General features: G+C 69.1%; 23 protein-coding genes, 1 tRNA gene and 1 pseudogene. 10 read left to right on the top strand and 15 right to left on the bottom strand.

Annotation, left to right across the window (positions count from 1 at the left end; genetic code table 11):
• Positions 1–58: 58 nt before the first annotated feature.
• Positions 59–901, bottom strand: a complete 843-nt coding sequence (locus Q9R39_RS17920) for an undecaprenyl-diphosphate phosphatase (protein ID WP_078112405.1) — start codon at positions 899–901, stop codon at positions 59–61.
• A gap of 149 nt (positions 902–1,050) precedes the next feature.
• Here Q9R39_RS17920 and Q9R39_RS17915 point away from each other — a divergent pair, with 149 nt between their 5' ends.
• The 3 genes from Q9R39_RS17915 (at position 1,051) to Q9R39_RS17905 (ending at position 3,630) form a co-directional block, all read left to right on the top strand.
• On the top strand, positions 1,051–2,082 hold the full coding sequence (locus Q9R39_RS17915; RefSeq protein ID WP_078112404.1) for a hypothetical protein: 1,032 nt from the start codon (positions 1,051–1,053) through the stop codon (positions 2,080–2,082).
• Positions 2,083–2,152: 70 nt separating this feature from the next.
• Positions 2,153–2,500, top strand: a complete 348-nt coding sequence (locus Q9R39_RS17910) for a DUF5703 family protein (protein ID WP_078112403.1) — start codon at positions 2,153–2,155, stop codon at positions 2,498–2,500.
• Positions 2,494–3,630, top strand: a complete 1,137-nt coding sequence (locus tag Q9R39_RS17905; protein ID WP_078112402.1) for a quinone-dependent dihydroorotate dehydrogenase — start codon at positions 2,494–2,496, stop codon at positions 3,628–3,630. The genes Q9R39_RS17910 and Q9R39_RS17905 overlap by 7 nt, the downstream gene beginning before the upstream one ends.
• 53 nt (positions 3,631–3,683) lie before the next feature.
• Here the strand turns inward: Q9R39_RS17905 and Q9R39_RS17900 are convergent, their stop codons facing one another.
• The gene (locus tag Q9R39_RS17900; protein ID WP_078112464.1) at positions 3,684–4,229 is read right to left on the bottom strand and encodes a YbhB/YbcL family Raf kinase inhibitor-like protein; all 546 of its coding nucleotides are present in this window, start codon (positions 4,227–4,229) and stop codon (positions 3,684–3,686) included.
• Between the two features lie 106 nt (positions 4,230–4,335).
• Positions 4,336–5,670: a M20/M25/M40 family metallo-hydrolase gene (locus Q9R39_RS17895; protein WP_065632192.1), complete on the bottom strand. Its 1,335-nt coding sequence runs from the start codon at positions 5,668–5,670 to the stop codon at positions 4,336–4,338.
• 120 nt (positions 5,671–5,790) lie between these two features.
• Here Q9R39_RS17895 and Q9R39_RS17890 point away from each other — a divergent pair.
• Positions 5,791–5,879, top strand: a tRNA-Leu gene (locus Q9R39_RS17890).
• A gap of 66 nt (positions 5,880–5,945) precedes the next feature.
• Here Q9R39_RS17890 and Q9R39_RS17885 read toward each other — a convergent pair.
• Positions 5,946–6,875, bottom strand: coding sequence for a mechanosensitive ion channel family protein (locus Q9R39_RS17885; protein ID WP_078112463.1), 930 nt, complete (start codon positions 6,873–6,875; stop codon positions 5,946–5,948).
• Positions 6,876–7,148: 273 nt separating this feature from the next.
• On the opposite strand from Q9R39_RS17885, the gene Q9R39_RS17880 reads away from it, so the two are divergent.
• Positions 7,149–8,219, top strand: a complete 1,071-nt coding sequence (locus tag Q9R39_RS17880) for a nucleoside hydrolase (RefSeq protein WP_078112401.1) — start codon at positions 7,149–7,151, stop codon at positions 8,217–8,219.
• 4 nt (positions 8,220–8,223) lie between these two features.
• Positions 8,224–9,174: pseudogene (locus Q9R39_RS17875) on the top strand (LLM class F420-dependent oxidoreductase).
• A 156-nt stretch (positions 9,175–9,330) separates the two neighbouring features.
• Here Q9R39_RS17875 and meaB read toward each other — a convergent pair.
• From meaB to Q9R39_RS17860, 3 genes are read right to left on the bottom strand one after another with little or no spacing between them, the layout of a single operon-like run.
• Entirely contained in the window at positions 9,331–10,344 is a 1,014-nt protein-coding gene (gene meaB, locus Q9R39_RS17870; protein WP_065632188.1) for a methylmalonyl Co-A mutase-associated GTPase MeaB, read from the bottom strand.
• Entirely contained in the window at positions 10,344–12,620 is a 2,277-nt protein-coding gene (gene scpA, locus Q9R39_RS17865; protein ID WP_311277901.1) for a methylmalonyl-CoA mutase, read from the bottom strand. Before scpA ends, meaB begins: the two co-directional genes overlap by 1 nt.
• Positions 12,617–14,563, bottom strand: coding sequence for a methylmalonyl-CoA mutase family protein (locus tag Q9R39_RS17860; RefSeq protein WP_311277900.1), 1,947 nt, complete (start codon positions 14,561–14,563; stop codon positions 12,617–12,619). Before Q9R39_RS17860 ends, scpA begins: the two co-directional genes overlap by 4 nt.
• A gap of 145 nt (positions 14,564–14,708) precedes the next feature.
• Here Q9R39_RS17860 and Q9R39_RS17855 point away from each other — a divergent pair, with 145 nt between their 5' ends.
• The 3 genes from Q9R39_RS17855 to Q9R39_RS17845 all read left to right on the top strand — a co-directional run bounded on the left by Q9R39_RS17855 (position 14,709) and on the right by Q9R39_RS17845 (position 16,805).
• Positions 14,709–15,491 carry a TVP38/TMEM64 family protein gene (locus tag Q9R39_RS17855; RefSeq protein WP_068971568.1) on the top strand — a complete coding sequence of 261 codons (783 nt, stop codon included), beginning with the start codon at positions 14,709–14,711 and terminating at the stop codon, positions 15,489–15,491.
• 82 nt (positions 15,492–15,573) lie between these two features.
• Positions 15,574–16,179, top strand: coding sequence for a hypothetical protein (locus Q9R39_RS17850; protein WP_065632184.1), 606 nt, complete (start codon positions 15,574–15,576; stop codon positions 16,177–16,179).
• Positions 16,176–16,805 (top strand): hypothetical protein, encoded by a 630-nt coding sequence (locus tag Q9R39_RS17845; protein ID WP_311277899.1) that lies wholly within the window; start codon positions 16,176–16,178, stop codon positions 16,803–16,805. Before Q9R39_RS17850 ends, Q9R39_RS17845 begins: the two co-directional genes overlap by 4 nt.
• 7 nt (positions 16,806–16,812) lie before the next feature.
• Here Q9R39_RS17845 and Q9R39_RS17840 read toward each other — a convergent pair whose 3' ends face one another.
• The 3 genes from Q9R39_RS17840 to Q9R39_RS17830 all read right to left on the bottom strand — a co-directional run bounded on the left by Q9R39_RS17840 (position 16,813) and on the right by Q9R39_RS17830 (position 19,430).
• Positions 16,813–18,045: an SPFH domain-containing protein gene (locus Q9R39_RS17840; RefSeq protein ID WP_065632229.1), complete on the bottom strand. Its 1,233-nt coding sequence runs from the start codon at positions 18,043–18,045 to the stop codon at positions 16,813–16,815.
• A gap of 46 nt (positions 18,046–18,091) precedes the next feature.
• Complete coding sequence (locus Q9R39_RS17835) at positions 18,092–18,520, bottom strand: NfeD family protein (protein WP_311277898.1); 429 nt, start codon at positions 18,518–18,520, stop codon at positions 18,092–18,094.
• 82 nt (positions 18,521–18,602) lie between these two features.
• Positions 18,603–19,430 (bottom strand): DUF3097 domain-containing protein, encoded by an 828-nt coding sequence (locus Q9R39_RS17830; RefSeq protein WP_311277897.1) that lies wholly within the window; start codon positions 19,428–19,430, stop codon positions 18,603–18,605.
• A gap of 149 nt (positions 19,431–19,579) precedes the next feature.
• Here Q9R39_RS17830 and Q9R39_RS17825 point away from each other — a divergent pair, with 149 nt between their 5' ends.
• A complete protein-coding gene (locus Q9R39_RS17825) occupies positions 19,580–20,434 on the top strand; it encodes a serine/threonine protein kinase (protein WP_311277896.1) in 855 nt (284 codons plus the stop codon).
• Between the two features lie 25 nt (positions 20,435–20,459).
• On the opposite strand, the gene Q9R39_RS17820 is transcribed toward Q9R39_RS17825, so the two are convergent.
• The 5 genes from Q9R39_RS17820 to Q9R39_RS17800 all read right to left on the bottom strand — a co-directional run bounded on the left by Q9R39_RS17820 (position 20,460) and on the right by Q9R39_RS17800 (position 25,234).
• Positions 20,460–20,984: a hypothetical protein gene (locus Q9R39_RS17820; RefSeq protein ID WP_311277895.1), complete on the bottom strand. Its 525-nt coding sequence runs from the start codon at positions 20,982–20,984 to the stop codon at positions 20,460–20,462.
• 410 nt (positions 20,985–21,394) lie between these two features.
• Positions 21,395–22,519 (bottom strand): ferrochelatase, encoded by a 1,125-nt coding sequence (locus Q9R39_RS17815; RefSeq protein ID WP_311277894.1) that lies wholly within the window; start codon positions 22,517–22,519, stop codon positions 21,395–21,397.
• The gene (gene inhA / locus Q9R39_RS17810) at positions 22,516–23,355 is read right to left on the bottom strand and encodes an NADH-dependent enoyl-ACP reductase InhA (RefSeq protein ID WP_058250395.1); all 840 of its coding nucleotides are present in this window, start codon (positions 23,353–23,355) and stop codon (positions 22,516–22,518) included. Before inhA ends, Q9R39_RS17815 begins: the two co-directional genes overlap by 4 nt.
• An 88-nt stretch (positions 23,356–23,443) precedes the next feature.
• Positions 23,444–24,178, bottom strand: a complete 735-nt coding sequence (fabG1, locus tag Q9R39_RS17805; RefSeq protein ID WP_065632177.1) for a 3-oxoacyl-ACP reductase FabG1 — start codon at positions 24,176–24,178, stop codon at positions 23,444–23,446.
• Positions 24,179–24,265: 87 nt separating this feature from the next.
• Positions 24,266–25,234, bottom strand: a complete 969-nt coding sequence (locus Q9R39_RS17800; protein WP_068971571.1) for a VWA domain-containing protein — start codon at positions 25,232–25,234, stop codon at positions 24,266–24,268.

Genomic DNA, 25,234 nt, shown 5'->3' with positions numbered 1-25,234 from the left:
ATAGGCACCGGCCCGGCGGGACCGCACGGCGCGACCGCCCGGCGCCGCGGCCGTGGCATCAGGTCGCCGAGACGACGCCGGTCGACAACAGGATGATCAGCGTGACGCCCAGCACGACGCGATAGGCGCCGAACCAGTTCATGGAGTGCGCGCTGACGAACTTGAGCAGCCAGGCGATCGCGGCATAACCGACGACGAACGCGACCAGCGTCGCGACGAGCAGCTGGGGCCCGCTGGCCTCCATGCCCTCCCCGCTCGGGTTGAACGCGTCCGGGAGGCTGAACAGGCCGGATGCGGTGACCGCGGGGATGGCCAGCAGGAACGAGAAGCGGAAGGCGGCTTCGCGTTCGAGTCCGAGGAACAGGCCGGCACTCGCGGTCGCACCGGAGCGCGACACGCCCGGGATCAGCGCCAGACATTGGGCGCCACCCATCACGAGGCCGTCCCGCAGGGTGAGCTGTTCGAGGTTCCGCTGCTTCTGCCCGTAGCGCTCGGCCAGCCAGAACACGCCGGCGAACACGATCAGCATGATGGCGACGAGCCACAGATTGCGTCCGGTGGTGCGTATCTCGTCCTTGAACAGGAAGCCGATCAGGCCGATCGGGATGGTCGCGAAGATCACGTACCAGCCGATCCGGTAGTCGAGGTTCCGCTCGTCGGCATGGCGGAGCCCGCGGAACCACGCGGTGATGATGCGGACGATGTCGCGGGCGAAGAAGACGAGGACCGCGGCCTCGGTGCCGAGCTGCGTGACCGCGGTGAAGGAGGCGCCGGCGTCCTCGCCGAACATCAGTTCGGAGGCGATCCGGAGATGCCCGGACGACGAGATCGGCAGGAACTCGGTGAGACCCTGCAACGCCCCGAGGACGATCGACTGGGTCCACGTCATGGTGTCGGTCACGGCGCCCGATGCTACTTGGCACCGCCGCAGCCGACCCGACACGGCGACACGGCCCCGACCCGCCTGAGCGGCGCGCGGAAGCGGTCGCGCAAGATGGGGACATGCTCTTCCCGCGACCTTCACGCCCAAGTCACCAGTCCCACACGGGCATGTCGCGGCTACGGGGCCCGATCGCGGCCACGGCGGCACTGGTCATCGGTGTGGGCATGATCACCGCGTGCGGCTCCGACGACGGCACCCCCGACGTACCGACCGTCGCGCCCGCGACCGCGCCGGAGGCGCCGGCGGATTCGACGACGGCTCCCGCGGGCACCGTCGTGCCCGCCCCGGCCGGGGCGCGTGCGCTCGCCGCGTCGGGTGGCAGCGTCGCCGTCCTGTCGGCCGACGGCAACCAGATCCTCCGCTACGACGCCGGGGCGCTGACGACCCCGCCGCAGACGATCGCGGTACCACGCCTCACCACCCTGGCCGCCGGCGACGACGGCGGGTTCGTCGGCGCGGGCCCGGGTGCGCTCGTCGTCGTCGATGCCGACGGGCGGGTCCGCACCGGCGACCTCGAGTCCGACCAGCCGACGGCGATCGCCCGGACCACGGCCGGGCTGCTCGTCGTCGGCACGGCCGATGGACGAGTCCTCGTGTACGACAACGATTTCGCGAAGAAGCACGACGTCGATCGCTTCGTACGGGTGGACTCGGTGACGGCCGCGCCCGAGTCTGCGGAAGGCCTCGACGGCCAGGTCGTCGTCCTGGATCGGGCGCAGTCGTCGGTGACCCCCGTCGACCCCGAATCCGGTGAACTGGGGCCGGCGCTGCGTGCGGGCAACGGGGCCACCAACTCGACCGTCGACGAGTTCGGACGCGTGCTGGTCGCCAACACCCGTGACGGCGAGATCCTCGGCTTCTTCGGATCACCGCTGGTGATGCGCTTTCGCTACCCGGTGGCCGGCGGACCGTACGCCGTAGACTACGACGACACCCGGGACCTGCTCTGGGTCTCGACGACCGGCGACAACGAGGTGGTGGCATTTGACCTGGCAGACGGTGAACCCACCGAGGTCCGGCGGTTCGCCTCGGTCGTACAGCCCGACCGCATCGTGGTCGACGGATCGGGCACCGTCTACGTGCTCTCGGCGCGGAACGGCGGACTCCAGGTGGTTCCCGACGACGGGCGGGCCGAATGAACCCCGGCGCCGGGAGCGAAGCGAGCGGGCCGAATGAATCCCGGCGCCGGGAGCGAAGCGAGCGGGCCGAATGAATACTGACCGGCGTCCGCACGCTCGTAGTGCGCGTACTGCTGCGCGCCTCGGTTCGCGCTATCCCGACGGGTGGGAGGTCACCTCGGAGGATGTCGAGTGCATCCTGCTGCGTCTTCCCCCTGACGTCACCCGGGTGACCGCCTCGATGCGGTTGGCCCTCGAGGCGGAGTTCGGCGGTTGGGAGCTGTCCCGGGTGCGGCTCTACTCCGACGGAACCCGCAAGGTGCTGCTCAAACGGCGCCGGCCGCCGCGAGGTTCGCGCGGGCCCGACACCGCCGACCCGACCGGCGACCGGTCCACCGGATTGACCGACAACGACCCACGGAGCGCCCGCGCATGCTGATGTCCCGCAGCACCACCCGAGTACTTCCCGTGCTCAACCGGTGGTGCTATCCCCTGCTGCGCTCGATCATGTTCCGCGTCGATCCGGAGCGTATCCATCACATCGTGTTCTCGGTGCTGCGCGTCGTCGGGCGGGTTTCGCCGTTGGCGTTCCTGACCGCGAGGCTGTTGGCCCGGCATGATCCGATCCTGCGGACGCGGGTGTTCGGCGTCGACTTCCCCGCCCCGATCGGTCTGGCGGCCGGGTTCGACAAGACGGCCGGCGCGGTGAACACCTGGGGTCAGCTCGGCTTCGGGTTCGCCGAGATCGGCACGATCACCGGCCAGGGGCAGCCCGGGAATCCGACGCCGCGATTGTTCCGGCTGCCCGCGGACCGTGCGCTGATCAATCGGATGGGCTTCAACAATCCCGGTGCCGAGGTGGCCGCACAGCACCTGACCGAGGTACGACGGGGGCCGGTGTCGGTCCCCATCGGAGCCAACATCGGCAAGACCAAGGTCGTCCCGGTCGAGGACGCCATCGACGACTACCGGCGTTCGGCGGAACTGCTCGGACCGCTCGCGGATTTCGTCGTGGTCAACGTGAGTTCGCCGAACACCCCGGGACTGCGTGATCTGCAGGCCGTCGACTCACTGCGACCGATCCTGGCCGCGGTACTCGCCGCCGTGGACGTCCCGGTGCTGGTGAAGATCGCCCCCGACCTCGTCGACGACGACGTCGACGCCGTGGCGGACCTGGCCGTGGAGCTCGGCCTGGCCGGGATCGTCGCCACCAACACCACGATCGGCCGCGAGGGTCTGCGCACCGCGTCGCACGAGGTCGACGAGATCGGTGCCGGTGGGCTGTCCGGGCCGCCGGTCGCCGCTCGGTCGCTGACGGTGCTGCGTCGCCTCTACGACCGCGTCGGCGGACGTATCGCGCTCGTCAGCGTGGGCGGCATCGAGACCGTCGACCAGGCCTGGGAGCGGATCTGCGCCGGTGCCGACCTGTTGCAGGTCTACACCGGCTTCATCTACGGCGGCCCGGTGTGGCTCGCCGAACTCCATGCCGGACTCGCCCGGCGCGCCCGGGACGGTGGCTTCGCCTCGATCTCCGACGCGGTCGGTTGCGCGGCCCGCAACCAGCCCTGACGGCCACCGATCGCCCGGTACGCAGGGCACCGGGCGATCGGCCGAGCGAGAACTCAGACGTTCTCGGCTGGTTGCTCGTAGGTGCCGACGAGGGTCGCCCGCGCGATCGCATGCGAGAACAGGTTGAAACCCAGGTAGGCCGGTGTCGCGTTCTCCGGCAGCCCGAGCGATTCGGTGTCCACGGCGTGCACGACGACGAAATAGCGGTGCGGGCCGTGTCCGGGAGGCGGCGCGGCACCGATGTAGCGGCGTAGCGAAGCGTCGTTGGTGAGAGTGACCGCGCCTTCGGGGAGCCCGGACCCGTCGTCGTCGCCGGCGCCCTCGGGCAGGCTCGTGACCGAGGCGGGGATGTCGGCGACGGCCCAGTGCCAGAACCCGGCGGCGGTCGGAGCGTCGGGGTCGTAGACGGTGACGGCGAAACTCTTGGTCTCGGCGGGGAATCCGGACCAGCTCAGCTGCGGGGAGAGGTCCTCGCCACCCGCACCCATGATCCCGCTCACCTGCCCGTTGGCGAGTGCGGCCCCGTCGGTGAAGCTCTCCGAGGTCAGGGTGAAACCGGGAAGGCTCGGCAGCGGGGAGTACGGGTCGAATGACGACATGTGTTCACCTTTCTCACGTTTCGCGCGTCGGAAGAGTGCCGGTCGCCCTCCGAACCGGTGCGCCCGGATCGGCGGGAAGGCCGTGCCGCCCACTGTAGTGGTGTGCTCAGCTGTGCCGCAGAAAGTGCTCGAAGACCTTGGTGCCGAACAGAACCGAATCGACGGGCACGCGCTCGTCGACGCCGTGGAACAGGGCCGCGAAGTCGAGTTCGGGCGGCAACCGCAACGGCGCGAACCCGAAGCACCGGATGCCCAGCTTCGCGAACGCCTTGGCGTCGGTGCCGCCGGAGAGCATGTACGGCACCGTCTTTCCCTGCGGATCGTGCTCGAGGACGGCGGCGTTCATCGCATCCACCAGGTCGCCGTCGAAGGTCGTCTCGTAGGAATCGAGATGGGTGATCCACTCCCGCCGCACGTTGGGCCCGATGAGTTCGTCGATCTCCTTCTCGAACGCGGCCTGCCGCCCGGGGAGCACGCGGCAGTCGATGACCGCCTCGGCCTTCTGCGGGATGACGTTGGCCTTGTAGCCGGCCTTGAGCATCGTGGGATTGGCGGTGTCACGCAGGGTCGCGCCGATGATCCGCGCGAGGTTGCCCAGCTTGAACAGCGACGTCTCCAGGTCGGGGGCCTCGGGACTCAGGTCCAGGCCCGTCTCGGCACTGACCTCGGCCAGGAACTGGCTGACCGATTCCGTCATCACCAGGGGGAACGTGTGTCGACCGATCCGGGCGACCGCTTCGGCGACCTCGGTGACGGCGTTCTCCTCGTGCAGGAACGATCCGTGCCCGGCCCGCGCCTCGGCGGTGAGCCGCATCCACGCGAGCCCCTTCTCGGCCGTCTCGACCAGATAGAGACGTTTCTGCGTGCCGTCGGGCCGGTCGACGGTGAGCGAGAAGCCGCCGACCTCGCCGACAGCCTCGGTGATGCCCTCGAACAGGTCGGGCCGGTTTTCGACGAGCCAGTGGGCGCCCCACGCCCCGCCGGCCTCCTCGTCGGCGAGGAACGCGAACACCAGCTCCCGGGGCGGCACGGTGCCGTCTCGTTTGAACTGACGCGCGAGCGCCAGGGCCATTCCGGCCATGTCTTTCATGTCGACCGCGCCGCGGCCCCAGATGTAGCCGTCCTTGATGGCACCGGAGAACGGGTGAACACTCCAGTCGGCCGGTTCGGCGGGCACGACGTCGAGGTGGGCGTGGATCAGCAGCGCGCCGCGATCGGAGTCGGGCGGACCGGCGAGGCGCGCGAACACATTGCCGCGGCCGGGACGGCCGGACTCGACGTACTGCGTGGTGTAGCCCACCTCCTCGAGCTGCTGGGCCACCCACTTGGCGCACTCCTCCTCGCCCTTGGTGGTCTCGGGCTCACCCGTGTTGGAGGTGTCGAAACGGATCAATTGGCTGACCAGATCGACCACTTCGTCGGTCGCAGACTGTGAAGACACCCCTCACTCCTACGGGATTTGGGATACACGGGCAACCTCGGTTAGGGTTATCCCGCTGCAGCGAGACGGGGTCGAAAGACCACCGGCGGGAGATCGCCGGACGCTCACCGCGGCACGCAGGTCCGAGTGGCGGAATGGCAGACGCGCTAGCTTGAGGTGCTAGTGTCCTATTAACGGACGTGGGGGTTCAAGTCCCCCCTCGGACACCAGAACAACGAGAAGAACCCCGGCTCACCGCCGGGGTTCTTCTCGTTGTGCCGCAAGCGATCTCCGCGTCAGGGTGCGACCGAATCCGCGAGCGCCGCCCACGCCCGCGAGTACGGCAGATCGATCGAGTTCTCCACGAAGGCCCGCAGGATCGCCCGACGCAGTCGCCGCTGCACCGCCCACTGGCCGTTCGGTTTGGTCTTCACCGTCAGACGCAGGACGACCTGATCCGACGACACCTCCTGGACGCCGAGCATCTCGATCTGGCCGAGGATGTCGGTCGAGTCCTCCTCCACCGCGGTGCGGGCCGCCTCGTCGGCCACCTGCTGCGCCTTGTCGATGTCGGCGCCGGGCGCCACCGGGACGTCGACGCGCGCGACCGCGAACTCCTGGCTCATGTTGCCCACGCGGGCGATCTCGCCGTTGCGGACGTACCAGAGGGTGCCGTCGATGTCGCGCAGGGTGGTGACGCGCAGCCCCACCGATTCGACTTCGCCGACGGCCTCGCCGAGATCGACGATGTCACCCACGCCGTACTGGTCCTCGAGCAGCATGAAGACACCGGTCACGAAGTCGCGCACCAGGTTCTGCGCACCGAAACCGATGGCGAGGCCGACGATGCCGGCCGAGGCGATGAACGGCGCGATGTTGACGCCGAGGACGCTCAGGACCGACAGCACCACCCAGACGAGCAGCACGATCGACACCGTCGACTTGAGCACCGACCCGATCGTCGCGGCCCGCTGTGCACGGCGTGCGGCGATCTGGGCGTTGCGCTCGGTGGAGGCCGACTTCGACCGCAGTCCGCGCATGAGAGCGGTGCCGCGGCCCGGCTCCCCGCCGGCGGTCCGTGTCCGGGTGGCGCGGTCGATGGCACGGTGGATCACGAAGCGGACGATCAACGCCACGACCACGTAGGCGACGATGCGAGCGGGATTCTCGATCAGCCATTCGCGGTTCGTTTCCGTCCATTCGAAGGCAGAGTCCTGAATCGACATGGGTCCGACCGTACGGATGATGAGATCGTTGTCCAGTCGTGACCGACCCCGTGTCCGCTCTCTGGGCAAGACGGGATGTGGCCGAAACCGTTGTCGGCCTGCGGTGAACATGACAATGAACCGGCCGAGGATCATCTGTTTCGCGTATGTGCTCTCCATCACGTCGAGCGCGAGCCGCAACCGCCCCCCCCCCCCGGGTGGCCTCCGAGGCGTCGGCGTGGTCCCCACGGGGTGGTAAAACCCCGTTCGCAGCGGACCCGGCACAATTGTGCGGTGACCCAGCGCCTGTTCTTCGACTGCGACACCGGCATCGACGACTCACTCGCGCTGATCTATCTGCTCGCGCGCACCGACGTCGACCTCGTCGGAGTGGCCTCCACGGCCGGCAATGTGCCCGTCGATGTCGTCACGGCCAACAATCTCTCGTGGCTGGAGCTGTGCGGACGCCCCGAGGTGCCCGTCCACACCGGCCCGGCCACTCCCCTCGTCGCCGCGCTGATGACCACCGAGGACACCCACGGTCCGCTGGGCGTCGGACACGCCGAACTGCCGGCCCCGACCACGACGCCGAGCCATCTCGATGCCGCCGACGCCTGGATCGAGGCGTCGCAGGCCCACGCCGGCGAACTCGTCGGGCTGGTGACCGGCCCGCTCACGTCCCTGGCGACCGCGATCCGACGCGACCCGGACCTGCCGGCGCGCCTGCGGCGCCTGGTCATCATGGGCGGCGCCTTCCACACCCATGGCAACACGACGCCCACCTCGGAGTGGAACGTCGCCGTCGACCCGGAAGCGGCCGCCGAGGTCTTCACCGCCTTCGGCACCGCGGGTGCCCCCGAACCCATCGTCTGCGCGCTCGACCTCACCGAGTCGGTCGTTCTGACACCCGACCACGTGGTCCGACTCGCCGCCGCGGCCGGCAGCACACCCGTCGAGTGCCCGGATCCGACCGACGAACGCGGACTCCGTTCGGTCGCCGACAACGACATCATCCGGCATCTCGTGGACGCCCTGCGGTTCTATTTCGAGTTCCACGACGATCACGACGAGGGTTACATCGCCCACCTGCACGACCCGTTCGCCGCACTGGTCGCGCTGGCCCCCGACACGGTCGAGACCCGCCCGGCGCGCGTCGACGTCGAACTCGCCGGGACGCTGACGCGGGGCATGACCGTGGCCGACGAACGCGCGATGACCGCACCCGGACCCAACGCCCGCATCGCGACCTCCACCGACGTCGACGCCGTGTTCGACGAATTGATCGAGACGATCGGCGCGTTCGCGCGCAGTCGCGCACCCGAAATCGTCGGCACCGCGCCGGAGGAGTCCACCGGACTACTCTGAACGGGTGACTCGACTCGGTTACCAGATCCCGAACTTCACCTACCCCGGCGTCGCCGCCGACCAGTTGTTCCCCACCGTGGTCGCGCAGGCGCAAGAGGCCGAGAACTCCGGTTTCGACACCGTCTTCGTGATGGACCACTTCTATCAGTTGCCGATGCTCGGTGAGCCCGACGATCCGATGATCGAGTGCTACACCCTGCTCGCGGCACTCGCCCAGCACACCTCGAAGGTCCGTCTGTCGTCGCTCGTCACCGGCAACACCTACCGCAACCCGACGCTGCTCGCGAAGACGGTCACGGCCCTCGACGTGGTGTCGGGTGGTCGGGCCCAGCTCGGCATCGGCGCGGGATAGTATGAGCTGGAACATGATTCGCTCGGGTACGAGTTCGGGACGTTCACCGACCGGTTCGAGCGCCTCGAGGAGGCGCTGCAGATCATCCTCGGCATGCTCGCCGGCGAGGCACCCAGCCTCGACGGTGACCGCTATCGGGTCACCAACGCTCTCAATGTGCCTGCGCCGCTGTCGAAGATCCCGGTGATGATCGGTGGCGGCGGCGAGCGCAAGACGTTGCGGATGGTCGCGCAGTACGCCGACGAATCGAACCTGCTGTGCACACCCGCCGACATCCCCCGCAAACTCGACGCCCTCGCCGGACACTGCGAACGACTCGGCCGGGACCGCTCGGAGATCACCGTGACCGTCCAGACGTCGGCCTGCGTGGCGCCGACCGCCGCCGAGGCGACCGCCGAGCTGGAGGCGTACCTGGAGCGCACACCGGCGGCCGAGTCACGTCGCGGATCGACGATCGTCGGGGATCCCGACGAGGTGGCCGCCCGGTACGCCGAGCTGCTCGCGACCGGTGTCGACGGTGTCACGGTGAACGCTCCCGCCAACGGCCACGTGCCGGGGCGGGTCTCGCTACTCGGCGAGACGCTGGCACCGCTCATCGGCTGATCCCTCCCCCTCATCCGAAGAACCGCACAAGCACTGGTCCCTGAGGTGCGAGGAGCGATAGCGACGAGCCACGAAGGGCCTGGTGGGCACCTTGCGAGCCCTTCGTGGCTCGCTTCGCTCACACCTCAGGGAGCAGGAGTAGGTCGTTCTTGCGGTTTAGGGAGCAGAGTGAGAGCGCTCGTCGAACGCGTCCACGATCCGTTGCGCGGCGAGGGCCGGGGTCAGCGACCCGTCCCGCAGTTGCTGCTCCACGTCGCCGCGGATCCCTCGCACGGCGGGTGAGTCACCGAGCCGGGACAGCACGATGTCGTTGACCATCGCCCAGGTCCAGTCGATCTGTTGCTGGTTGCGGCGGGCGGTGAACTCTCCTGCCGCGGTGAGTGTCTCGTTGTGGCGTACCACGGTCTTCCAGAACTCGTCGACGCCGGTGTTCTCGATCGCGCTCATCGTCAGCACCGGCGGCATCCACAGCGCGTCGTGCGGATAGATCAGCTTCAGCGCGTTCTTCAACTCGCGTGCCGCGCTCTTCGCCTCGTTGAGGTGTTTGCCGTCGGCCTTGTTCACCACGACCACGTCGGCGAGTTCGAGGACACCTTTCTTGATGCCCTGCAACGAATCCCCGGTGCGGGCCAGGGTGAGGAACGTGAACGTGTCGACCATGTTCGCGACCGTCACCTCGGACTGCCCGACGCCCACCGTCTCGACGAGCACGACGTCGAAGCCGGCCGCCTCGACGAGCACGATGCTCTCGCGGGTGGCCTTGGCCACGCCGCCGAGCGTGCCCGACGTCGGCGATGGCCGGATGTAGGCGTTCTCGGCCGTCGACAGCCGGCCCATTCGGGTCTTGTCGCCGAGGATCGAGCCCCGCGTGCGCGTCGAACTGGGGTCGACGGCGAGCACCGCCACCTTGTGGCCCAGCTCCAGCAGGTGCATACCGAGCGCCTCGATCGTCGTCGACTTGCCCACGCCGGGGACGCCGGTGATGCCGACGCGGAACGACTTGCCCGCGTGCGGCGTCAGCTTCAGCAACAGCTCCTGGGCGGCGGCCCGGTGATCGGCGCGCTTGGACTCGACGAGCGTGATCGCACGCGCCAGATCGGCGCGGCGATCGGCCAGGACAGCGTCGGCCAGCGCGTCGACGTCGATGGGACGTCGCGGTTGGACCGCCATCAGTTCGCGGTCGCCCCGGGCAGTTCCAGGCCGAGGGTGTCGGCGAGCTTGCCGATGAGTTCCACGGCCGAGTCGGCGATGACCGATCCGGGCGGGAAGATCGCGGCGGCGCCGGCCTCGTACAGTTCGGCGAAGTCGCCGGGCGGGATCACGCCGCCGACGACCACCATGATGTCCTCGCGGCCGACCTCGCGCAGCGCCTCCCGCAGGGCCGGGACCAGCGTCAGGTGCCCGGCGGCCAGCGACGACACACCCACCACGTGCACGTCGTTGTCGGCGGCCTGCGCGGCCACCTCCTCCGGCGTGGCGAACAGCGGGCCCACGTCGACGTCGAAGCCGAGGTCGGCGAACGCGGTCGCGATCACCTTCTGGCCGCGGTCGTGACCGTCCTGGCCCATCTTCGCGACCAGGACACGCGGCTGGCGGCCCTCCGCCTCGGCGAACTGGCGCACGGCCTCGATGGCCGCGTCGATGTTGCTCACCTCGCCCGCCTCATGTCGGTACACCCCGCTGATCGTCTTGATCTCCGCCTGATGGCGACCATAGACCTTCTCGAGTGCCTCGGAGATCTCACCGACCGTCGCCTGGTGCCGTGCTGCCTCGATGGCCAGGGCCATCAGGTTGTTCTCCAGGCCACCCTCCGACGACGCGGCGGCGCCGGTGAGATCGGCCAGGGCCGCCTCGACCGCAGCCGAATCGCGTTGTCCGCGAAGCCGGTCCAGCTTCTCGAGCTGCTCGGCGCGCACCTTCGAGTTCTCGACCTTGAGGACCTCGATCTCCTCGTCGTCGGCGACCTGGTACTTGTTCACGCCCACCAACGGCTGCTGGCCGGAGTCGATACGCGCCTGGGTGCGCGCCGCGGCCTCCTCGATGCGCAGCTTCGGCAGGCCCTCGTTGATGGCCTGCGTCATGCCGCCGGCCTCTTCGACCTCGCGGATGTGCTTGCGCGCCTTCTGCGCGAGCTGATGCGTGAGCCACTCGACGTAGTTCGAACCGGCCCACGGATCGATCGGACGGGTGGTGCCCGACTCCTGCTGCAGGAGCAGCTGGGTGTTGCGCGCGATGCGGGCCGAGAAGTCGGTCGGCAGCGCGATGGCCTCGTCGAGGGCGTTGGTGTGCAGCGACTGGGTGTGACCCTGTGTGGCGGCCATCGCCTCGACGCAGGTGCGGGCCACGTTGTTGAACACGTCCTGGGCGGTCAGCGACCAGCCCGAGGTCTGCGAATGTGTGCGCAGCGACAGCGATTTCGCGTTCTTCGGATCGAACTCGGCGACGAGCTCACTCCACAGCAGACGCGCCGCACGCAGCTTCGCGACCTCCATGAAGAAGTTCATGCCGATGCCCCAGAAGAACGACAGTCGCGGGGCGAACTTGTCGATGTCCAGGCCGGCCTCGAGTCCGGCGCGGATGTACTCGACGCCGTCGGCGAGCGTGTAGGCCAGCTCCAGATCGGCCGTCGCCCCGGCCTCCTGGATGTGATAGCCGGAGATCGAGATCGAGTTGAACTTCGGCATCTTCTGGCTGGTGTATTCGAAGATGTTGGAGATGATCCGCATCGACGGCTTCGGCGGATAGATGTAGGTGTTGCGGACCATGAACTCTTTGAGGATGTCGTTCTGGATGGTCCCGGCCAGTTTTTCCGGCGGCACACCCTGCTCCTCGGCGGCCACGACGTAGAGCGCGAGGATCGGCAGCACCGCACCGTTCATCGTCATCGACACCGACACGCTGCCGAGGTCGATCCCGTCGAAGAGCTGACGCATGTCGAGGATCGAGTCGATCGCCACACCGGCCATGCCGACGTCACCGGCGACGCGCGGATGGTCGGAGTCGTAGCCGCGGTGGGTCGCGAGGTCGAATGCGACCGACAGTCCCTTCTGGCCGGCCGCGAGGTTGCGGCGGTAGAAGGCGTTGGATTCGGCCGCGGTCGAGAAGCCGGCGTACTGGCGGATGGTCCACGGCTGGTTGACGTACATCGTCGGGTACGGGCCCCGGATGAACGGTGCGGCACCGGGAATGGAATCGAGCGGGTACGGATGTTCGGCATCGTCGAGGACGGCGTCGCGCTCGGCGCGCGTGTACACCGGCGTGACGTCGATCTGCTCCGGGGTGCTCCAGGTGACCTGGTCCACCGAGTAGCCGTGCGCCGAGGCGAGTTCCTCGGCGACCGCGGCCGCGGCACCATCAGCGGTCGTCGCACCGGTGTCGTCCGATGTCAGACCGATTCCGGCGAAGTTCGGAATCGTCTGTGTCAGATCGGGTTCGGTCTGGGTCATGCCGTTGCTCCCGCCGTCTTCGGGGATGTCGAGACCAGCTGGTCGAGAAGGTCGCCGAGGGTGCTCACCGCATCGATGCCGACGCGCAGCGAACCGTCGGGACGATCGTCGCCCTCGGGCCATTCCTTGTCCGGTCCGGCGAGGAGCACTGTCGACAGACCGGCCGCGCGAGCGGCCGCGAGTGCGGCGGGCCCCTCTTCGGCATAGCGCGCCTTGGTTCCGCAGAGGACCGCGATCGGGGTGTTCGCCCCGGCCACCGCGTCGCCGACCTTGTCCGCGGTCAGCGGACCGGGGTTGACGACGGTGATGCCGCCGGCACCCAGGAAGTTCGCGACGAAGGTGGTGCGGCCGTTGTGTTCGGCGACGCTGCCGAGCGGGATGAGCAGGATCGACGGCCGTGCACTGTGCTCGGCGAGCACGACGTCGGACCGGTCCCGCAGTTCCTCGAAGGCGCGTCCGATCCGCGCGAGGCGCGGCGTACCGGTGACGACGTCGGTGACCGCGGAAGCCGGGGCCCCCGTCGTCTCCGACAGTGCGCGCTCGTCGATGTTGGGGAACTCGTTGACGCCGGTGACCGAGATGCGGCGGTGCGCGACCTCGGTGTCGCGGCGAGCGAGGGAGGCGTCGACCTTCTCGGCGATCCAGCCCGTGTCGAGCGCGACGCGGTAACCGCCGGCGGCCTCGACCTCGGTGAACACCGTCCAGGCGTTCGTGGCGAGATCGTCGGTCAGGGACTCGACGAACCACGAGCCGCCGGCCGGATCGAGGACGCGTCCGATGTTGGACTCCTCGAGCAGCAGCAGCTGTGTGTTTCGGGCGATGCGTCGCGAGAAGGACGCGCTCGAGGTGCGCTTGTCCGCCGGGATGGTCGCGTCGTAGCCCAGGACGGTCAGCTGGTCGGCGCCGCCGACCCCGGCGCCGAATGCCGCGATGGTGCTGCGCAGCATGTTGACCCACGGGTCCCGCTGGGAGTACATCGACAGATCGGTCACGCCGTGGGTCAGCGCTCCGCCGACCTCGGGTGCGCCGACGACCTCGGCCACCCGAGCCCAGATCTTGCGCAGCGCACGGAATTTCGCGATCGTGGCGAATTGGTCGTCGTCGGCGGAGACGCCGAAGGTGATCTGACGCAGCGCGGCCTCGGGTGAGAGGCCGGCCGCGGTGAGGTCACGGAGGTGGGCGACCGCGGCCGCCACCGTGAGTGCGAGTTCGAGGCCGTTGTCGGCACCGGCGGTGGCGAAGTCGCTGCCGTCCACCCGGAAGGTACGGACCCCGTCGGGCAGCCCGGATGCGGCGAGGGCCGTGGCCTCGTCGGGATCGACGGTTGCCCGGCCCGAGAACGCGGCCGTCAGCGGCGACAGGCCGAAGGAGTGGGCGGTGGCCGCCGTCGGAGCGGCGGCGACCGGAGCGGCCTGGGCCTTTTCCTTCAGGCCGAGCAGTTCGCGGGCCGCCGCGATACCCTCGGTGCCCGCATCGAGGGTCACCGGCACCAGATCGAGGTAGACGCCGCGCAGTGCCGTCGCGAGGTCGGCGACCCCCAGCCCGTCACCGGGCCTGCTCACCGAGAGCCAGAGACCGCTCGTCCCGTTGGCCATCGCCTCCAGGATGAGCTCGTTGAGGTCCGCCGCCGGCGTCGCGTCGTCGCCGAACCGTTCCGTGACGCGCCAGCCGGTGGTGACGTCACGCGCGGGGTCGGCGCCGCGGACGAACGGGAAGCGACCGGGGACACCGGGCTCGGCGAGTTCGTCGCGACGTGTGTAGAGCGGCCGGATGGTCAGCCCGTCGGCGGTGTCGGTCGAGAGCAGCGCCTCGGGTGTGTCGGGCAGCTCGTCGACGTCGACGCGTCGCGACTTCGCCAGAACGGCCGCGGCGGCCGTCGACCACGCCTGGTAGGCGTCGTCGAGTTCTGACTCGGGTTTGGGCTGGTCAGTTTGCTGTGGCATGTGGGGAAGCACACCTCCGTGAATGCACTGTGATGAGCGCGTACACGACACTAGCCGATCGCTCGCTCGGCTCGGCGTCGAGGTCGGCGTGACGTGGCGCACTCGGGGACCCGGTACACCGCTGGGCCCAGCGTAGAGTGTCCGGGTGCCCGATCGATCCGCTGTCAGCGAGGATGTCGCCGGCCCGACCGCGGCCGACGCGGAGATCGCGGACGCGGCGAGCGCCGGAGACGGTCACCCGCCGACGTCGGGCCGTCGTCGGGCCGATCGACGGATCCTGCGCCGGGCTCTCGTCGCCGCCGTGCTCCTCGCCGCCGTCCTGGCCGCGTCCTACTTCGTCCCGCTGCCCTCGATCTCGAGCGTCCGCGACTGGGGCGCGGATCTGGGACCGGCCTTCGTGTGGTTGTTCTTCCTCGCCTACGCGGTCGTCACCATCGCCCCGATCCCACGGTCGACGTTCACGGTGATGTCCGGGATCTTCTTCGGACCGCTGGTCGGTTTCGCGGGGGCGATGATCGCCTCGTCGGTGGCGGCGGTGGCAGCCTTCGTCCTGGTCCGCAGGGTCGGACGCGACCGCGTGCAGCCGTACCTGAAGGCACCGGTGGTCCGTGCCGTCGAGTACCGGCTCGAGCGTCGTGGCTGGTTGGCGGTCGGGTCGCTGCGGTTCATCGCGGCATGCCCGTTCTCGGTGGCGAACTACTGCTCGGCACTGTCCTCGGTGCGTCTCGTGCCGTACGCGATTGCCAGCATCCTCGGCATGGCCCCCGGCACCGCGGCGGTGGTCATGCTGGGCGATTCCCTGACCGGTGACACGCATCCCCTGCAGCTCGCGGTCACCGGCGGCCTGTTCGCGATCGGCATCGCCGGTCTGGTGCTCGACTCCCGCCTGCCGGTCTCGTCGTCGAACGCGACAAGCGCAGCGACTTGATCCTCGGGGATCAAGTCACCTAGCGCGATCCCATCCAGTCAGGGGACTTGATTCACCGCGATCAAGTGCATAGCCTTGAGTGATGTTCGTGCTCACCGTCGACCAACGCGGGAGTCGCCGCGACATCGACCGGGTGGACGCCATCCTCACCGCTCTCGCATCGGTCCAGACCGTACGGGCCTTCGAACGTACCGCGGGCGACGAGATCCAGGGAGTCCTCGCCGATCCGGTGACGGCCGCCCGACTGGCCGTCGAACTCACCGCCGAGGGTCACTGGAGTGTCGGCATCGGCGCCGGACCGGTCGACGAGCCTCTCCCCCCGTCCACCCGGGCCGGGCGCGGGCCTGCCTTCGTCCACGCTCGCGACGCCGTCGAGGCCGCCAAGCGGCAGCGGGTCCCCCTCTGTGTCCGCGGCCCGGAGACTCGCTGGTCCCGTCACGCCCAGACGGCCGGCCGTCTCATCGCCGATGTGATCACCGCGCGCAGTGCCGCCGGCCGGGAGGCGGTGGAGCTGATGCGCCGCGGCCTCACCCAGGTCGAGGCCGCCGCCGAACTCGACATCACGCCACAGGCCATGAGTCAGCGGCTGCGGACCGCGGCGTGGGATCTGGAATCCGATTCCCTCGGCCTCGTCGCCGACGCGCTCGCCGAGGCCGACCGACACAGCCCGTCCGGAGGATCGGCATGACCACCGCAGCGATCACCCTTCTTCTCCTGACCGCGCTGGCGACGCCGACCTGGGCGCTCGCGACGCGGAAGAAGCGCAACCACGCGCCGGTGTCCGTCGTGCGCAGACTCGACGTCATCGGAGCCGTCGTCCTGCTGGTCCTGGCCGGGGTGACCGCCGTCCTCGCCGCCGTGGCAGCGCCCGCCACGGGCTTCCTCGCCTCGGCCGTCCCGGTCGTCGCCGCGCTCGCGGCGGTCACCGGCGGCGGACCCGTGGTCCGGACGGTCCTCGTCGCCGGCGGTGTCGGCCAGCGCACGGGGCCCGAACCCGATCCGGAGGGGTCGCCGGATGACGGAACCGGGGACGACACCGACGCGCCCGACTCCCCGGCGCCCGCCCCGACCGATCCGGCCGAAGCCGGGCCGTTGGGCGGCGGCCGGGTGATCGGATACCTCGAACGCCTCGCGGTCGTCACCACGTTGATGGCGGGGTGGCCCGAAGGCCTCGCGATCATCCTGGCCGTGAAGAGCCTCGCCCGCTACCCCGAGCTGCGCGCCCCGCATGCGGCCGAGCAGTTCATCATGGGCACCTTCGCCTCGGTGATGTGGGCGGTCGGCATGGCGGGCGTCGAGCACCTCATCCGCTGAGCCGTTCTCAGGTCGTGGGCTCGGCCGGCCCCGGCTCCTCGGGCTGTACGGGCTGGGACCACGCACCATCGGTGAGCTCGGCCGGCTCGGACCCCACCGGCGACGCATGGCGCGACGCGCGCGACGCACGAGCGGTGATCTCGGGCGCGACCGGGGTGCGGGCCACCGCCTCCGCCTCGGCGACGGCCTGGGCGACCTTGGGATCGGAGGCCATCGAGAACCAGTCCTCGGTCTCCGAGTCGTCGATCGGCGAGGGCGGCGAGTCGGCCGGCTCGTACCGGAACACGCCGTCGTCCCCCTGGACACCGAAGGACTTCGCGAAACCCTGGAGGGCCGAACCGAAGTCGGACGGCACCACCCACACCTTGCTGCCCTCGCCCTTGGCCATCTCGGGCAACTGCTGCAGATACTGGTAGGCCAGGAGTTCCGGGGTCGGCTTGGCCGCCTTGATGGCCGCGAAGGTCTTCTCGATCGCCTTCGCCTCACCCTGCGCGTTGAGGTACGACGCGGCGCGGTCGCCCTGCGCCCGCAGGATGCGCGACTGCCGATCCGCCTCGGCCGCGAGGATCGCGGCCTGCTTGGCACCCTCTGCGGCGAGGATCTGCGACTGCTTGTTGCCCTCGGCGGTCTTGATCGCCGACTCGCGCTGGCCCTCGGCCGATAGGATCGTCGCCCGCTTCTCGCGGTCGGCCTTCATCTGCTTCTCCATCGACTCCTGGATCGACGGCGGCGGCATGATCGACTTCAGCTCGACGCGCGCGACCCGGAGGCCCCAGCGGCCGGTCGCTTCGTCGAGGACTCCGCGCAGCTGGCCGTTGATGGAATCGCGGGAGGTCAGGGTCTCCTCGAGCGTCATCCCGCCGACCACGTTGCGCAGCGTCGTGATCGTCAGCTGCTCGACGCCGGCGATGTAGTCGTCGATCTCGTACACGGCGGCCCGGGGATTGGTGACCTGGAAGTAGACGACGGTGTCGATGGACAGCGTCAGGTTGTCCTCGGTGATGACCGGCTGCGGCGGGAACGACACCACTCGTTCACGGACGTCGACGCGGGCGCGGATGCGGTCGATGAACGGCAACAGCAGGGTGAGTTGGCCGGACACGGTGCGGGTGTAGCGGCCCAGTCGCTCGATGACCGCGGCCTCCGCCTGCGGGATGAGCGCGACGGACTTGACCAGCATCACCACCACGAGCAACACGAGCAAAACGATGACGGTCAGGCCGAAGATCTCGTACTCCATGGTCACCTTCCAGCGTTGTCGTTCGGCGGTGTCGCGGCGGCCGCATTCAGGCGCGCCACACCACCGCGGTCGCGCCGTCGATCTCCACGACGGTCACGTGGGTTCCGGGTTCGAGCACCTGGGTCGGGTCCATCGTGCGGGCCGACCACACGTCGCCGCCGATCTTGACGCGTCCGTCATAGGCGTCGACCTGTTCGGTCACCACCGCCGGCCGACCCTCGAGCGCCTCGGTGTTCATCAGGACCGCAGGACGGTTCAGCATGTGCTTACGGGCGATCGGACGGACCGCAACCAGCAGCAGCACCGAGACGAGCGCGAAGACCAGCCCCTCGACCCACAGCGGCGTCTCGAACGCGAAATCGACGCCGGCGGCCGCGAATGCGCCCCCGGCGAGCATGAGCAGGACGAGTTCGCCACCGAACATCTCCGCGACCACCAGGACGATCGCGGCTGCCAACCACAGCAGGGCGCTCATGGGTCCAGTCTGCCAGAGATGTCCGAACCGCCTTCGGCGCTCACGACGCGGGTGGGCCCCGGTCGGCGTCAGGCCGTGAGCGTCACCTGGGCTCTTCGGCCGCGGTCACGAAGTCGATGAGTTCTTCCACCGACCGCAGCAGATCGACCTCGAGATCCCGGAAACTGCTCACCCCGCCCAGCACCCGGCGCCAGCCGTCCCGAGGGTCCCCCCAGCCGAGCTCGGCACACACCCCGGTCTTCCAGTCGGTGCCCCGCGGGATGTGCGGCCACGCCGGGATCTTCACCGATGCCGGCTTCACCGCCTCCCAGACGTCGATGTAGGGATGCCCGCACACGAGGACGTGCTCCCCGACCTCGGCGGTGAGGTGTGCCTCCTTGGATCCGGCCACCAGATGGTCGACGAGGACACCGGCCCGGCGATGCGGTGCCGGCTGGAATTCGTCGAGTGCCGCCTCGAGGTTGTCGAGGCCGTCGAGGCTGACGACGACCACGCCCTCCGCGCGGAGGTCGTCACCCCACACCCGCTCGAGGAGTGTCGCGTCGTGCACGCCCTCGACGAAGAGCCGGCTGGCGCGCGCGGTCCGCGCGCGGGCGCGAGGGGCGGCTCGCGATCCCGACGCCGTCATGGCCGGCTGCTGCGGGCCCCTGGTGCGCGGCCGTACGAGCGTCACCGGCCGACCGTCGATGAGGAACGCGCCGGGGTGCATCAGGAACACCCGCGTCTGACCTCGCCGGTCCTCCAGCCGGACGAGATCGCCGGCGTAGCTCTTCTCGAGCCCGACGACCGCACCGCAGAAGCCGGTGGCGGCGTCCTCGACGACCAGATCGCGATCCGCGGCGACCTCCGCGGGACGCGGCTTCGCCCGACGGGGCTGGGAGAGCACATCGCGTCCGTAGCGGTCATCCATCGCACACCACCATCTCTCGATCGGTCATCTCGTGATCACGCCGCCGCGATGGACAGGTCGGGCGGCGCACACACCGTATGCCCCGCGGGCCCGCCCGCGGGGTTGCCACGCCCGGCTCCCACCGGCCTCGCCGGTATCCTGGCTTCTTGATGAAACGCAGCCGCCTGCTCTCCGCCACCGTCGCGTGGCCGACGTGCGCCCTCGGCGCGTGGTCGGCCGCCTGGCTCACCGGCCGGTGCTCCCCCGACGACGTGATCGAAGCCCTGGCGGAATCCGCCGACCGGCACCTCCTGCACTGGCCCGACGGCGGGGTCGCCGGGGCCGAACAGAATTCGCCCGCAACGGGTTCGGCGAACGGGGTGCTCGATCTGCTCGCGCTGCTGCGACCCGCTCGACGCCTCGTCGTCCGCCTGCCCTCCACGGGTGATCCGCAGGGACTCCCACCGCATGTCGCGACGTCGGCCGCCCTCGGCGCGGGCGAGGTCCTGCTCGTCGACGACGCGACGGGCACCGGCACGCTCGCGCTCGTACCGGAGTTCGCCGCCGACACCGCCGATCCACCGTTCGTCACGTGCACATGGTCGGCCTACCGCTACGACGCGACCCTCGACCTCGGTCATCTCGTATCCGCGGGACCCAGTGCCGGTGATCTGGAATACGAGCTGCGGCAGGCAGTTCGAGAGGCGACCACGATCATCGGCGGGCTCGGCGGACGCCGGTCGGCCGACGCGAGCGACCTCCGTACGGAACTCGCGGCGCTCACCTCGAGGCATCGGGTCGCCCTGCCCCCGCACCTCCTCGACGCGCGCTCCACCCGCCTGATCGACACGGCGGCACAGGTCGAGGCGATCGTCGACCTCGCCGGAGCACGCAGCGTGGAGATCGGCGACAGTGCCGGACAATGGGATTCCGGCGACGCGACGCTCCGGGGACTCCAGGCGCTGACGCGGACCGCACGGGCGGCGGCGGTCAATCACACGATCCTCGAGCTACTGCGACGCTAGGACCCGGGCCGCCACCGCCGGAAGGTCACTCCCGGAGCCGCGGCGGACGTTCGGACACGACGCCGTACAGATCGAGTCCGTTCCGCTGTTCGGTGGCGAACAACGTCGCCCCCCATTCGTGGACGAACCAGTCCCGCAGCCGAGCGGAGCCGGTCCAGGCGTAGTACGGCCGGGCCGCAGAGACACAGAACCGTTCCACTTCGCGCATCATGCGAACGAGAGCGTCGCCACCACGAGCTTCGGGAACAATCGCCGCGATCCGCACATCGACGGCATCCGATGCCGGGGAGGGCAATTGTGGGCTGGTGAGGAACTCGATCAGCCGTTCGCGGAGTCCGGGAATGGCCGCGACCCGGACGAAATCAGCCGGGACGAGCGGCGGTTCGCCGTCGGGCGACAATTCGACATCGTGGGGATGCCAGATCAGAATTCCGACGAGATGCTCGTTCTGGAAGGAACCCAATACGCAGCCGGCTTTGAGATAAGGCCGCACCAAGATCTCGGCCAACCATTCCCGCAGCGTGAGATCCGGGAGGTGGTCACCCAACACCCATCGATACAACGGAATGTCCTCGACCGCTCGTGCGAGTAGCTGCGTAGCAGGTCGGAGATCAACTGGGATGAGTAGTCGTTCCGCGGTCAACACTGTTCATACACGCGCACAAAGGAGAGATCACGCCGCTGTGGGCTACGTCGTCAACGCAGCCCACAGCGGAAACGGATCTCAGTTGACGGGCTCGCTGCTACCGTCCGCGGAGCCGGTGGAAAGTGTCTCCAGAATCGGTCCGAGGAAATCGATCTCGAGCCTCAGTGGTCCTTCTGCCATGGAAATTCCTCTCTCACGTTCGCACCCCGATTCAGATGCGCGTACCACGAGAGTTTCATTTCGATTGAGGCGCAGATCACATTATGGACCGTTCCTATATCAAATCGTTATGAATGCAAACAAAGCCAGTGAATCTACGCGCGGTCAGATGGCCTCGCCGCAGATCTAGGCCGCGCCGCGGGCACACAGCACCGGTCTCGACAGGTGCTGCCGTTGTCTCCGCATCCCATCGCCGACAGGTCGCCCAAGCCCCCGGCGTAGGACTCCACGAATTCGCCGATCATCGAGATGAACCGCGGATCGGGACCCACGGTGTCGGCGCGGACATAGTCCAGGCCGAGGCGCTCGGCAACCTCCGCGGCCTCGTTGTCGAGATCCCAGATCACCTCGAGATGGTCGGAGATGAACCCGACCGGGTAGACGACCACCCGTCGAACACCCTCCGCGGCAAGGCTCTCCAGATGGTCACAGATGTCCGGCTCCAGCCACGGGATCTGCGGTGGACCCGACCGTGACTGCCAGACCTGATCGAAGTCGGCGACGCCGAGCTCGTCGGCGACCGCCTGCGACGCCGCCAGCACCTGGCGCGAGTACAGCTTCCCGCCGTCGGCCGCCGGACCTGACGCCTCATCGGCCGAGGTCGGGACCGAATGGGCGGTGAACACCAGCCGTGGCGGCTCCTCGCCGGGCCCGAGTGCGTCCAGAGCGCGGCGCACCGCGTCGGCCCCGGCAGCGACGAACGCCGGATGCGACCAGTACTGCGGGAGCTTGCGGAGCACCACCGCACCGTCGGGTTCGCGGCTCGTCGGTTCACGGTCGGCAAGCGCCGTCACCGCCCGGTCGATGTCCTCGTGATACTGCCGGCACCCCGAGTAGCCGCCCCACGCCGAGGTCGGGAACACGAGGATCCGGCGATGACCGGCGCGGTACATCTCGGCCAGGGTGTCCTCGACCATCGGGTGCCAGTTGCGGTTGCCGAAATACACCGGGAGGTCGACACCACGTCGGTCGAGCTCGGCGCGCAGGGCATCGATCATCTCGAGGTTGAGCCGGTTGATGGGTGAGACGCCGCCGAAGTGCAGGTAGTGCTCGGCCACCGACTCGAGCCGTTCGCGCGGGATTCCCCGGCCGCGAGTGACGTTCTCCAGGAATGGCATCACGTCCTCGGGCCCGTCCGGTCCGCCGAACGACAGGAACAGGACGGCATCGAACGGAGCGGGATCGACGGGCGCGGTGTCCCCCGGTGCTGGCGAACTCATGAGCCGGTGGTCATGCCCTCCGGGAACCAGGTGTTGTGGCTGGCGCCACCGTCGACGTAGACGATGGAACCGGTGGTCGCCGGCAGCCAGTCGCTGAGGAGCGCACACACCGACTTCGCGACGACGGTGGGATCGTCGACGTCCCAGCCGATCGGGGACGCGCCGTCCCAGTACTCGTTGAGCATGTTGAGCTGCTTGGCGTCATCGGTCGCGGTACCCGCGATCGCCTTCGCGGCCAGGGTCTTGATCGGGCCGGCGGCCACCAGGTTCGACCGGATGTTCTTCGCGTTGCCCACTTCGCGCGCCACGTACCGGTTCACCGACTCGAGCGCGGCCTTCGCCACACCCATCCAGTTGTAGTACGGCATCGCGGTGCGGGGATCGAAGTCCATGCCCACGATGGAGCCGCCCTCGTTCATGGCGGGGAGCACGGCGCGGGCGAGCGAGGCGTAGCTCCACGCCGAGATCTCGAAGGCCTTGGCGGCGTCGGGGCCCGGCCCCTCCAGGAACGGCTTGGCCTCGGGACCCATCAAGGTGCGCGGCGCGAAGGCGATCGAGTGCATGACGCCGTCGATGCCCTGCGGCGCCAGCTCGGCGAGCTTCCCGGCGAGCGCGCCGAGATCGTCCTCGTTGGTGACGTCGAGCCCGACGGCCGGCGGCACCTCCTTCGGCAACCGCTTGGCGATCCGGTCGATCAACCGGAGCCGTTCCGGGATGCCGGTGATGAGGACCGTGGCGCCCTGCTCCTGCGCCATGGCGGCGGCGTGGAAGGCGATCGACGCATCGGTGATGATGCCCGTGATGAGGACGGTCTTCCCGTCCAGGATTCCGCTCACGAAGATGTGCTCCTGAGTTCGACGTTGATTGACGTGCCTTACGACCGCGCTGTGCGGGTCAGTAGCCGTGCGACCGCGCTCGGCAGTTTCAGTGCCCCATGCCCATTCCGCCGTCGACGGGCAGGACCGCACCGGAGATGTAACCGCCCTCGTCGGAGGCGAGGAAGCTGATGGCCGCCGCGACGTCCTCGGGCTTGCCGGTTCGGCCGAGCGGGATCGCCTGCTTGGCCATCTCGATGTAGCGGTCCTCCATCGACGCGGTCATGTCCGTCTCGATGAACCCGGGCGCCACGACGTTCGCGGTGATGTTGCGCGAGCCGATCTCACGCGCAATCGAGCGCGCCATCCCGATCAGGCCCGCCTTCGAGGCCGCGTAGTTCACCTGGCCCGGGATGCCGGACATCGCGACCACCGAGCCGAGGAAGATCATCCGGCCCCACTTGGCGCGCTGCATCCCCTTGGTGGCGCGCTTGGCGCACCGGAACGCGCCGGTGAGGTTCGCGTCGAGGACCTTCTCGAAGGATTCCTCGGACAGTCGCATGAGGAGCATGTTCTCGGTGATCCCCGCGTTGGCGACGAGGATCTCCACGGGACCCTGATGCGCCTCGACCTCGGCGAAGGCGCGGTCGACCGACTCCGAGTCGGTGACATCGCACTTGACGCCGAACAGTCCGTCCGGGGCTCCGGAACCGCGGTGCGTCACCGCCACCCGGTGACCGTCGGCTGCCAGTCGCTGGGCCACGGCCAGGCCGATTCCGCGGTTGCCGCCGGTCACCAGGACCGAGCGGGAGGGATTCTGCGCTTCGTTGCTAGCTGCCGTCATGGGTGTTCAACTTATCCGTTCTCGTTGCGGGGGTGACACGCGGTCGGCGGGCGGGGCGCACGGCGGCACACCCCGGACACGTCCGCGTCAGGGCAGCCGGCGGTTGATGGCCAGCGCGGCGAACGCCGACACCAGCGCGAACAACGTACCGGCGACCAGCCACGGCTTCGAATTGTCCCCTCGACGGGTTTCGTAACCGATCTCGTCCTGGAGCTGCTCGTAGACCTTGTTCAACTCGTCGAGGCTGGCCGCGGTGAAGAAGTCGCCACCGGACAGGTTGGCGATCTTGCGCAGCGAGTCGTCGTCGACCGGCACCGGCACCCGGTCGCCCTCGAGTTCGACGGTGCCGGTCCGGGTACCGAAGGAGATCGTGGAGACCGGGATCTTCTCCTCCTTGGCCTTCCGGGCCGCGGTGAAGGCACCACGCGGGTCGTCGGGGTCGTCCGGGACGGTCTCCTTACCGTCGGAGAGCAGCACGATCCGCGCGGGTGGTGCGCCCTCGGTCCCGCCGAGCACCGCGTTCAACGTGCTGATCTGCTGCAGGGCCGCGAAGATGCCCTCCCCGGTTGCCGTCTTGTCGTCGAGCCGCAGTTTGTCCACCGCGACCTTGGTGGCGTTGTGGTCCGGCGTCGGCGACACGAGGCTGGCGGCGGTACCGGCGAAGGAGATCAGTCCGAGGTTGATGCCCTCGGTCAGCTCGTCGGCGAACTTCTTCGCCGCCTCCTGCGCCGCGCGGATCCGCGACGGCGACACGTCGGTGGCGTTCATCGACCGCGACACGTCCATCACCAGGACGACGGTCGCCTTGTTGCGCGGCACCTTGCGATCGGCCTGCGGCCCGGACAGCGCGACCGTCAACAGGATCAGCGAGACGATCAGCAGTGCGATCGGCAGGTGCCGCAGACGACTACGGTCCGCGGGCGCGACCGACTTCAGCAGGTCCAGGTTCGCGAAGGTCAGCGCACGCTGCCGCCGCCGGCGCAGCATGTAGACGTACGCGGCGCCGAGCAGCGCCACGACCAGGAGCAGGAGCAACCACCAGGGACTGGACAGCAT

Origin of the sequence: Gordonia sp. AC31, from assembly GCF_031844505.1 — a bacterium.
Classification (GTDB): domain Bacteria; phylum Actinomycetota; class Actinomycetes; order Mycobacteriales; family Mycobacteriaceae; genus Gordonia; species Gordonia hongkongensis.
This window is presented reverse-complemented; position numbering and strand designations above follow the sequence as displayed.

Excerpts from the sequence above, each read along its gene's own strand:
- Q9R39_RS17915 (WP_078112404.1), top strand. The coding sequence starts at position 1,051 with ATGTCGCGGCTACGGGGCCCGATCGCGGCCACGGCGGCACTGGTCATC.
- Q9R39_RS17910 (WP_078112403.1), top strand. The coding sequence starts at position 2,153 with ATGAATACTGACCGGCGTCCGCACGCTCGTAGTGCGCGTACTGCTGCG.
- Q9R39_RS17905 (WP_078112402.1), top strand. The coding sequence starts at position 2,494 with ATGCTGATGTCCCGCAGCACCACCCGAGTACTTCCCGTGCTCAACCGG.
- Q9R39_RS17900 (WP_078112464.1), bottom strand. The coding sequence starts at position 4,229 with ATGTCGTCATTCGACCCGTACTCCCCGCTGCCGAGCCTTCCCGGTTTC.
- Q9R39_RS17885 (WP_078112463.1), bottom strand. The coding sequence starts at position 6,875 with ATGTCGATTCAGGACTCTGCCTTCGAATGGACGGAAACGAACCGCGAA.
- meaB (WP_065632188.1), bottom strand. The coding sequence starts at position 10,344 with ATGGCGGTCCAACCGCGACGTCCCATCGACGTCGACGCGCTGGCCGAC.
- scpA (WP_311277901.1), bottom strand. The coding sequence starts at position 12,620 with ATGACCCAGACCGAACCCGATCTGACACAGACGATTCCGAACTTCGCC.
- Q9R39_RS17860 (WP_311277900.1), bottom strand. The coding sequence starts at position 14,563 with ATGCCACAGCAAACTGACCAGCCCAAACCCGAGTCAGAACTCGACGAC.
- Q9R39_RS17850 (WP_065632184.1), top strand. The coding sequence starts at position 15,574 with ATGTTCGTGCTCACCGTCGACCAACGCGGGAGTCGCCGCGACATCGAC.
- Q9R39_RS17845 (WP_311277899.1), top strand. The coding sequence starts at position 16,176 with ATGACCACCGCAGCGATCACCCTTCTTCTCCTGACCGCGCTGGCGACG.
- Q9R39_RS17840 (WP_065632229.1), bottom strand. The coding sequence starts at position 18,045 with ATGGAGTACGAGATCTTCGGCCTGACCGTCATCGTTTTGCTCGTGTTG.
- Q9R39_RS17835 (WP_311277898.1), bottom strand. The coding sequence starts at position 18,520 with ATGAGCGCCCTGCTGTGGTTGGCAGCCGCGATCGTCCTGGTGGTCGCG.
- Q9R39_RS17830 (WP_311277897.1), bottom strand. The coding sequence starts at position 19,430 with ATGGATGACCGCTACGGACGCGATGTGCTCTCCCAGCCCCGTCGGGCG.
- Q9R39_RS17825 (WP_311277896.1), top strand. The coding sequence starts at position 19,580 with ATGAAACGCAGCCGCCTGCTCTCCGCCACCGTCGCGTGGCCGACGTGC.
- Q9R39_RS17815 (WP_311277894.1), bottom strand. The coding sequence starts at position 22,519 with ATGAGTTCGCCAGCACCGGGGGACACCGCGCCCGTCGATCCCGCTCCG.
- fabG1 (WP_065632177.1), bottom strand. The coding sequence starts at position 24,178 with ATGACGGCAGCTAGCAACGAAGCGCAGAATCCCTCCCGCTCGGTCCTG.
- Q9R39_RS17800 (WP_068971571.1), bottom strand. The coding sequence starts at position 25,234 with ATGCTGTCCAGTCCCTGGTGGTTGCTCCTGCTCCTGGTCGTGGCGCTG.